Origin of the sequence: Streptomyces niveiscabiei (assembly GCF_001419795.1) — a bacterium.
Classification (GTDB): Bacteria; Actinomycetota; Actinomycetes; order Streptomycetales; family Streptomycetaceae; genus Streptomyces; species Streptomyces niveiscabiei.
Genome location: NZ_LIRL01000179.1, coordinates 1 through 8429 on the forward strand (window position 1 = coordinate 1; position 8429 = coordinate 8429).

The 8429-nt window shown below is 70.5% G+C and carries 11 protein-coding genes; 5 read left to right on the forward strand and 6 right to left on the reverse strand.

The features are described from left to right. The 5 genes from AOK24_RS09850 to AOK24_RS09870 all read right to left on the reverse strand — a co-directional run. On the reverse strand, nucleotides 1-1530 hold a 1530-nt coding region (locus tag AOK24_RS09850), incomplete at its 3' end, for a CoA-binding protein (RefSeq protein WP_055719674.1). A 148-nt stretch (nucleotides 1531-1678) separates the two neighbouring features. Next, nucleotides 1679-2539: a GNAT family N-acetyltransferase gene (locus AOK24_RS09855; RefSeq protein ID WP_055719675.1), complete on the reverse strand. Its 861-nt coding sequence runs from the start codon at nucleotides 2537-2539 to the stop codon at nucleotides 1679-1681. Further along, on the reverse strand, nucleotides 2536-3150 hold the full coding sequence (locus tag AOK24_RS09860) for a GNAT family N-acetyltransferase (protein WP_055719676.1): 615 nt from the start codon (nucleotides 3148-3150) through the stop codon (nucleotides 2536-2538). The genes AOK24_RS09855 and AOK24_RS09860 overlap by 4 nt, the downstream gene beginning before the upstream one ends. Nucleotides 3151-3313: 163 nt before the next feature. Beyond that, nucleotides 3314-3745 (reverse strand): Zn-ribbon domain-containing OB-fold protein, encoded by a 432-nt coding sequence (locus tag AOK24_RS09865; protein ID WP_055719677.1) that lies wholly within the window; start codon nucleotides 3743-3745, stop codon nucleotides 3314-3316. A gap of 3 nt (nucleotides 3746-3748) precedes the next feature. After that, nucleotides 3749-4195, reverse strand: a complete 447-nt coding sequence (locus tag AOK24_RS09870; RefSeq protein WP_055719678.1) for a DoxX family membrane protein — start codon at nucleotides 4193-4195, stop codon at nucleotides 3749-3751. Nucleotides 4196-4401: 206 nt separating this feature from the next. On the opposite strand from AOK24_RS09870, the gene AOK24_RS09875 reads away from it, so the two are divergent. The 5 genes from AOK24_RS09875 (at nucleotide 4402) to AOK24_RS09890 (ending at nucleotide 8216) form a co-directional block, all read left to right on the forward strand. Then, a complete protein-coding gene (locus tag AOK24_RS09875) occupies nucleotides 4402-4614 on the forward strand; it encodes a hypothetical protein (RefSeq protein ID WP_055719679.1) in 213 nt (70 codons plus the stop codon). A gap of 41 nt (nucleotides 4615-4655) precedes the next feature. Further along, nucleotides 4656-4799 (forward strand): hypothetical protein, encoded by a 144-nt coding sequence (locus AOK24_RS48410; protein WP_159051834.1) that lies wholly within the window; start codon nucleotides 4656-4658, stop codon nucleotides 4797-4799. A gap of 9 nt (nucleotides 4800-4808) precedes the next feature. After that, complete coding sequence (locus AOK24_RS09880) at nucleotides 4809-5159, forward strand: hypothetical protein (protein WP_055719680.1); 351 nt, start codon at nucleotides 4809-4811, stop codon at nucleotides 5157-5159. A 184-nt stretch (nucleotides 5160-5343) separates the two neighbouring features. Continuing rightward, nucleotides 5344-6540, forward strand: a complete 1197-nt coding sequence (locus AOK24_RS09885; protein WP_055719681.1) for a flavin-containing monooxygenase — start codon at nucleotides 5344-5346, stop codon at nucleotides 6538-6540. A gap of 188 nt (nucleotides 6541-6728) precedes the next feature. Continuing rightward, nucleotides 6729-8216: a flavin monoamine oxidase family protein gene (locus AOK24_RS09890; protein ID WP_055719682.1), complete on the forward strand. Its 1488-nt coding sequence runs from the start codon at nucleotides 6729-6731 to the stop codon at nucleotides 8214-8216. 29 nt (nucleotides 8217-8245) lie between these two features. On the opposite strand, the gene AOK24_RS09895 is transcribed toward AOK24_RS09890, so the two are convergent. After that, a partial coding sequence (locus AOK24_RS09895) for a pyridoxine 5'-phosphate oxidase C-terminal domain-containing protein (protein ID WP_276206829.1) occupies nucleotides 8246-8429 on the reverse strand: 184 nt, incomplete at its 5' end.

Sequence of the window (8429 nt, forward strand, 5' to 3'; positions counted from 1 at the left end):
GGTGCGGGGGGCCTGGTCGAAGGGGGAGCGGTAGTCGCGGGTGAAGCGGTGGTGGTCGAGGTAAGCCCGCACCGCGTTCAGGCAGTTGGGAACCGTACGGAACGTCGCGACCCGGCGCGAGCCCAACAGCACGTCCCGGTACGCCGGTTCGGTGCCGACCGGTGAACCCCACACCACACACACCAGCTTGTCCGTCTCCTCGGCCGCCGCCACCAGGTCCTCGACCAGGCGGTCGCTGAGCGGCGGGAACGGGCCGGTGATCGGACAGATCAGCACCCCGACCGACGGATCGGCGAGGATCGCGTCGATGATCTTCCGGCCCCGGTGGTCGCCGACCGGGTGTCCGCCGTTGTCGATCGGGTTCGCCACGCTGAGGAACTCCGGTATCCACTGGTGGAGTTCGGCCTGCTTCGCGGCGGAGAGGGACGGCAGGTCGAGGCCCGCCGTCGTCGCGAGGTCGGCGACGTGGGCACCGGTGCCGCCCGAAATGGCGTACACGGCAACGCCGTTCGCCACCGGCGGCTTCGCGCGGGCCAACAAGGTTGCCGTGTCCTGGAGTTCGTCGAGCGCGTCGACGCGGATCACGCCGTACTGCCGCATCGCGGCGTCGACCACGTCGTCGGCGCCGGTGAGTTTGCCGGTGTGCGAGGCCGCCGTGCGGGCGCCGGTCTCGGTGCGGCCGACCTTCACCGCGACGACGGGCACCTTGCGGCGGGCGGCCCGGTCGGCGGCGAGCAGGAACGCGCGGCCGTCCTTGAGGCCCTCGACGTAGCACGCGATGGCGCCGGTCTCGGGCCGCTCGGCGAAGTACGAGATGAAGTCGGCCGTTTCGAGGTCGGCCTCGTTTCCGGTGGGCGCCCAGTGGGAGAGGCGCACGCCCAACTCCTGGAGGGAGAACACCGGTCGGCCCTGGTGGCCGGACTGGGTGATGAGGGCGATCGCCGGCCCGCCGAGGTCGTCGCGGAACTCCTCGAAGGCGTTCAGGTTGGTGTTCGGGCCGAGGAGTCTGAGGCCCGCGCGCTCGACGGCCGCCGTCAGCCTCGCCTGTGCGGCGGCGCCCTCCTCGCCGGTCTCCGCGAAACCGGACGCGAAGGCGACCGCGAACTTCACCTTTGTCTCGGCGAGTTGCTCGATCACCGGCAGCGGGTCGGACACCAACAGCACGGCCAGATCGACCTGTTCGGGAAGTTCGGAGACCGACGCGACGCAGGGAATGCCGAAGACCGCAGGACGGGTGGGGTGCACCGGGTGCAGCCGGGCCCCCACCCGCTTCGACCAGGCCAGCAACTGCCTGGTGATCCCGGTGTTCGGCCGTCCCTCGGCGTCCGAGGCGCCGATGACCGCGACCGACTCGGGCCGGAAGAATCTCTCCAGGTCGGGCACGTCCGCGTACAGCGGGCGCCCGCTGACGTCCATGCCGTCCACATCGGCCGGCCTGCCGTGCACGGCCGGTCCGGGCTGCTCGCCGCACGCGATGACCCGGGCCCGGCGGGAGTCGGTGGTGAGGGTGCCGTGGGTTGATCCAAGCATCGGTCCGCCCGCCTCCTTGACTTAGCTGACGCACTGTCAGATTACAGAACTGATGGTGTGTCAGGAATGGGGGTGCGGTGAAAGGTTGGCGGGCGGCCGAGTCTGGACGTCCGGGGCCGGGCGGCCGGGTCGGGGCGGTGCGGGGAGGTCAGTCCTGGAAGGTGTACACGGTGAAGTCCTCGACCGGCCGGTAACCGATGCGCTGGTACAGGGCGTTGCTCGTCGGGTTCGCCAAGTCCGTGAAGAGCAGCACCTCTTCGGCCCCGGCCTCGCGGGCGCGGCGGCTCGCCTCGGCGGTGGCGGCGCCCGCGTACCCCTTGGCGCGGTGCTCGGGCGGGGTGTAGACCGTGACGATCCGGATCTGGCCCGCGATCAGGTCGGCCGCGCTCGCCATCGACACCGGGGTGCCGTCCGGGGTCTCCCAGAGCGTGAAGGAGCCCGCGGCGATGCGGGCGGTCAGCAGGGAGTCGGCCATGGTGTGGGGGTGGCCGATCTCCGTCGTGAACTCGTCGTTCCAGGCCCGCAGCAGAGCGTGGTCCGCCGGGGTCGCGGTACGGGACTGACCCGGCGGGATCGGCTGGGGGTACGTCAACTCCTCCAGCCTGTAGAGGCGTTCGCGCCGGAACACGGTCTCGGTGGCGTTCGTTCCGCGCTTCCAGGCCGCCACGAACGCCTCCGCCGTCTTCGTGTCCGAAGTGACGCCGGACAGCGGGTGGTTGTGGTCCAGGAGCGCTTCGGCCAGCGACTCGGTGCGGCGCGGGGTGAGGTGGGTGACGTTGAGCGGGAACGGCGGGGTCTGGAAGAAGGCCGCCGCCACCTCGCCGTCGGCACCGGTCAGGACACCGAAGAGGGGACGGCTGCTGCCGTACATGTCGGTGCCCTGGGCGCGCAGGTTCTCGGTCACGGTGAGCGGGACCGTGTGGTGGACCGGCCGGGAGCGCAGGAACGGGCCTGCCGTGTCCAGGAATTCGGTCAGGTCGGTCGTCAACTGCCAGTGTTCGTCGGTCATGTGCTCTCCCCGTTCGGTTCAGGATCGGTGGACAGGCGGGCATGCAGATGCATGTCGCGGAAGTCGTCGTGGCGGCCCGCGGCGAACGTCGCGTCGCGCAGGGTGCCCTCGTAGCGGAAACCGCAGCGCTCGGCGATGCGACAGGAGACGCCGTGCCCGTCCGCGTGGTCCAACTCCAGCCGATGCAGGCCGAATTCGGTGAGCGACCAGCGGGCTACGACGGTCAGGGCGCGGGTCGCGACACCCTGCCCCCGCGCCTCGGGCAGCACCCAGTACCCGACCCGCGCGCTCCGGGTGACCCGGTTGACGACGTTCAGCCCGATCTGCCCCAGCGTCTCGCCCGTCACGGCGTCGGTGACGCGGAACGGCATGCCGGTGCCCTGCGTGGCGGCCTCCACCTTCGACCGCAGGTGAGCGCGGGCCGAGTCGAGGTCCGTGATCGGCATGAGGGGGGTGTTCCAACGCCGGAACTCGTCGTTCGCCTGCCCCCGCAGCCAGGCGTCGACGTCCGTGGGGGAGCCGGGGTCCCAGGAGCGCAGGACCAGGCCGTGGCCGTACAGGCGGGGTACGAGGGCCGGGGGTACGGGTACGGGGTCGGTCGCTCGGGGCATGGGGCCATTGAAACCGGGTCCCTCCTGAGGGGCACCCCATTTGATCTACGCCTCCGGAGCTACCTCTCCGGAACTACCTCTGGGGAACTACCTCTCCGGAACTACCTCGGGGGAGTTACCTCTCCGGAGGTACCTCCCCAGAGCTACTCCGCCGGGCCACCCCTCAGGCGCGCCCTGGCGGCCCGAACACCGGCACGCCTTCCCGGAACCTCACCGCCAGTTCCATCCCCGGGTGGAGTTCCGCAGGCGCGCACCCCACGATCTCCGTCATCATCCGGGGTCCCTCCTCCAGGTCCACCACGGCCGCGACGTAGGGCGTTCGGTCGCGGAAGGGCGGGAGGTCGTTCCGGTGGACGGTCGACCAGGTGTACAGGCCGGCCCGCCCGCTCGCCTCCTCCCAGACGACGTCCTCGCTCCAGCAGTGGGGGCAGAACTCCCGGGGGTAGTGGTGGGGGCGGGAGCAGGCCGTGCAGCGCCGGATCAACAGGCGGCCCTGGGCGGCGGCGTCCCAGTAGGGGAGGGTGAGGGGGTCGGTCTCAGGTATGCCGTACGCAGGTATGTCGTACTTCCGAGGGACTCCCGGAGTCTCGGCCATGTCTCAGAACCACCCCAGCGCACTGTCCACGGACCAGCTCTGCCACGACATCCCGAACAGGCCCACCACCGACATGAGCCCCATCATCGAGTTCTGCCCTTGCTCCGCCCAGTCGTGGATCATGAGGACGAAGTAGAGCCCGTTCAGCAGGAGCCCGCCGACCAGGGCGACGGGTGTGAGGAAGCCGAGGATGAGGCCGAGCCCCAGGGCGAGTTCGGCGTAGGCGACGACGTACGCCATTGTCCGGGGCCGGGGCGTGACGGTGACCGCGAAGCCGCTGCGCACGGCGGACCACCGGTGCTTGGCTGCGATGTCCGCCGCCCACCTGATCCCCCCGCCCTGGAACCACGTCTTCTTGTCCTTGTGCCGCCAGCTCTCCAGCCACCACAGCCCGAGCCCGATCCGCAACACGGCCAGCCACTGCGCACCGTCGAGCCAGATCGTGTCCATGGGACTCCCTGCGGGGTCGGGCGAACGGGGTCGCGAATCTGACGGCACGTCAGTTCTAGGGCTGGAGAGGGAGTTTGGCAAGAGCCGCCGCCGCTGGCCGACACCCCCATCCGCTCGGTGCGGCACTGCCGACGTGCGGCGAGTCCTGGCGACGGAAACTCGCCGCATAAGATCGCGAGTTCGGGCCACGGACGTCGGAGGGTGACATGGAGCAGCCGCGGATACGCCTCGGCAATGGCGACGTGTGGCTGGAGTTGGCCCGGATCGACGCCAACTCCTGGCGGGTCGTCGCGGATTGGACGTCCTGGCTGACCGCCGACTTCACCGCGGACCTCGACGCCGAGGAGGTCGTGGACTTCACGGAGCGGATGCTCCTTCGCCTGAACGCCCCTTGGGCCGCCCGCTTTCGGAGTCGCTGACACCCGGCCGCAACAACCCGCTGACGCTGAGGGCGGAGCCGGTGGGGGAGGGCTTCGCTCTCTTCGTCCGTCTGACCCCCAACGGCGACGACGACGCGTGCCACTTGCAGATGGAAATCGACCCGACCCCCACGCCGGAACTCCGCGAGGCGTTCGGCGCGTTGCATGCCGCACTGGTGAGCTGATCGCTCGGGGTGCCCCCCGCCCCGCCGCCCCGCGAGATCGCGGCCACTCGTACCGCGACCCTCGGCCACCCGAACTCGCCCCACTCTGCCCGGCAGGGCCCCTCCGGCGCGGGCAAGCGGCAACCTCCGCTGTGCCGGCCCAAGCCGGTCGACGCGATGGACGCGCCGATCCTGTTCGCGAACTCGATCGGCGGCTACGTGCCGTCGCCCGTCGCGGACACGACCGGCACCAACGCCACCGGCGGAGCCCAACTCCTCGCCCTGGCCCCCGGGTTCGTGATCATGGAGGCCGGCGCACGCGGCCGTACGCGACGAGTTCGGGCCGCAAGGCGAGGTAGCTCCCCGGTAATCCCCGTGTAGTACTCACGACGGCCCCCTTTGATCGTGGTGCCCGGCGTTTTCCCGTCATCCGGCGCTGGTCCCCACTCGTTTCGGCCACCGGAGTACACGACTTCGCACTTCTCTTTACATCCGTGATCAATCCGCAACCAATTCCGGTCTTGACCGATACCCATCAACCCGCCGCGTGATTACGCTCGCGACTATGGCACAGCCCAGCGAATCCACAGCGCCGATACAGTCCCGGCACACCGCCCCCACCCCGGCCGACCGCCCGGTTTACATCATCGGAGGCGGCCCCGGCGGTCTCGCCGCGGCGTACGCGCTGAAGGAGAGGGGCATCCGGGCGGTCGTGCTGGAGAAGGCCGACCGGGTGGGCGATTCCTGGCGCCGCCATTACGACCGTCTGCATCTGCACACGACCCGGCGCCTCTCGGCCCTGCCGGGGCTGCCGATGCCGCGCAAGTTCGGCCGCTGGGTGGCCCGCGCGGACGTCGTCCGGTATCTGGAGAAGTACGTCCAGCACCACGAGCTGGACATCGTCACGGGCGTCGAGGTCTCCGGCGTAGAGCGCGCCCCCGACGACTCCGGCTGGCTCCTGAGAGCTACGGGGGGACGTGAGCTGACCGGCTCGGCAGTGATCGTCGCGACGGGCTACAACCACACCCCGTACCTCCCTGGCTGGACGGGGCGAGAGTCGTACACCGGCCCGCTGACGCACGCCGTCGAGTACCGCAACGGCGCCCGCTACAAGGGCAAGGACGTCCTCGTCGTCGGCGTCGGCAACACGGGCGCCGAGATCGCCGTGGACCTGGTGGAGAACGGCGCGGCCCGGGTGCTGCTCGCGGTCAGGACCGTCCCGCACATCGTGCGCCGCTCGACGGCCGGCTGGGCGGCGCAGTACACCGGCATCCTCGTGCGCCGGCTGCCGGCCGCCGTGGTCGACCGACTCGCCCGCCCGATGGCCAAGTTGAGCATCCCCGACCTCTCGCAGCACGGCCTCCCCCGGCCCGACACCGGCCTCTACAGCCGTGCCAAGGCGGGCGCGATCCCCGTCCAGGACGTCGGTCTGATCAGTGCGATCCGCAAGGGCAAGGTCGAAGTCGTGGGCGCCGTCGAGGGGTTCGAGGAGGGCGAGGTCCTGTTGGCCGGGGGCGAGCGGGTGACGGTCGACGCGGTCATCGCGGCGACCGGTTACTCCCGTGAGCTGGAAGGGCTCGTCGGCCACCTCGACGTCCTGGACGAGGGCGGGCGGCCGGTGGTGAACGGCGCGCGGTCGCCGAAGAACGCGGCCGGGCTGTACTTCACCGGGTTCGTCACGCCGATCAGCGGGACGTTCCGCGAGGTGGGGCTGGACGCGGAGCGCATCGCCAAGCGGATCGCCCGTGACCTGCGAGCGTAGACAACCTCAACTCATCGCAGTAGTACGGCTGTTGTACATGTGTCGGATGTGACGGGTGTGCGGGGTCGCAGAACTGTCGCGCGGCGCCGCGAGTCGCCAGAATGCGCGCTGGAACGTGAACAATTCTCAGCTTTCCCGTTCCGGCAAGTTGCGCAGAGTTCTGCCGACCACCCCCCCGGAGGCCGCACGTGGCAAGCCAAAGACCCTTCTCCCGCCGGAAGTTGATCGGAGGCGCGGGCGCCCTCACCCTCGCCGCGACGGCTGCCGGTACGGCCTCCGCGTCGGCGGCGACCGCCACCCGTGACGTCGACGTCGCGATCGTCGGCGCCGGACTCGCCGGGCTGACGGCGGCCCGCGACCTCGTGGCGGCCGGGAAGTCCGTCGTCGTCCTGGAGGCCCGCGACCGGGTGGGCGGCCGGGTGCTCAACCTGAAGCTCGCGAACGGCGGAGTCACCGAAGGCGGCGGGGAGTTCATCGGCCCGACGCAGACCCGCATGAAGGCGCTCGCCGACTCCCTCGGCGTCGACACCTTCGCGACCTACAACACCGGCAACAACCTCCTCTACAAGGACGGCAAGAAGACCCCGTACGCCACCGACGGCGCCCTCGGCTCGGTCCCGCCCGTCGACCTCGCCGGACTCGCCAACGCGGCCATCGTGCAAGGCTCGTTGAACGACATGGCCAAGCAGGTCCCCGTCGACGCGCCCTGGTCAGCGCCCAAGGCCGACGAATGGGACCGCCAGACCTTCGAGACCTGGCTGCGCGCCAACGCGGTCGTCCCGTCCGCCAAGTTCCTGCTGGACGTGGCCTGTACGTCGATCTTCTCGGCCGAACCCCGGGAACTCTCCCTGCTCTTCGTCCTGTACTACATCGCCGGCGCGGGCGACGCGGACAACCCCGGCACCCTGGAGCGCCTCACCGAAACCGCCAAGGGCGCCCAGGAGTTGAGGTTCGTCGGCGGCTCCCAGCAGGTCCCGATCAAGCTCGCCGCGACCCTCGGCGACCGCGTCGTCCTGAACGCGCCGGTCCGCTCGATCGCCAAGTCCGGTTCCCGGTACGTCGTTTCGGCCGACGGCACGACGGTCACCGCGTCCCGCGTGATCGTCGCCGTGCCCCCGCCGCTCGCCGCGCGCATCTCGTACGACCCCCTGATGCCCGCCGCCCGCGACCAGTTGACGCAGCGCCTGCCGATGGCCTCCGTCGCCAAGGCGATCGCGATCTACGACACGCCGTTCTGGCGCGCCGACGGTCTCAACGGCCAAGTCGTCAGCGACAGCGGCGTGATCAGCTCGACGTTCGACAACTCCCCGCCGGACGCGTCCTTCGGCGCTCTCATGGGCTTCATCGAGGCCGACAAGGCACGGCAGTTGGACGCGGCGAGCGAGGCCGAGGTGCGGGCGGCGGTCCTCAAGGACTTCACGACCTACTTCGGTGCCAAGGCCGCCACTCCGACCTCCTTCGCCCTGCACCGCTGGAACAACGAGCAGTACACGCGCGGCGGCCCCGTCTCCATCGCCGCACCCGGCGTACTCACCCAGTACGGACGGTCGTTGAGGGCGCCGGTCGGCGGCATCCACTGGGCCGGGACGGAGACGTCCGTCTACTGGATGGGGTTCATGGACGGGGCCGTGCGGTCGGGCGAGCGGGTCGCGCGGGAGGTTCTCGCAGCGCTCTGACGGGCAGAGCATGTTGACGGTCCGTCACATCACGGCCATAGCAGCACTTTCTCCCAACTCCCCTCGCCCCGCCGGTACTCCAGCCGTACGTGCCTGCGCCGCTCGTCGCCCTGGAAGAACTCCACGGCTTCCGGCGCCAGTTGGTAGAGCGTCCAGGTCGGGGAGGGGGTCTCGGGGTCCTGTACCGCCCGCTCCCACGCCTCCGCGGAGGCG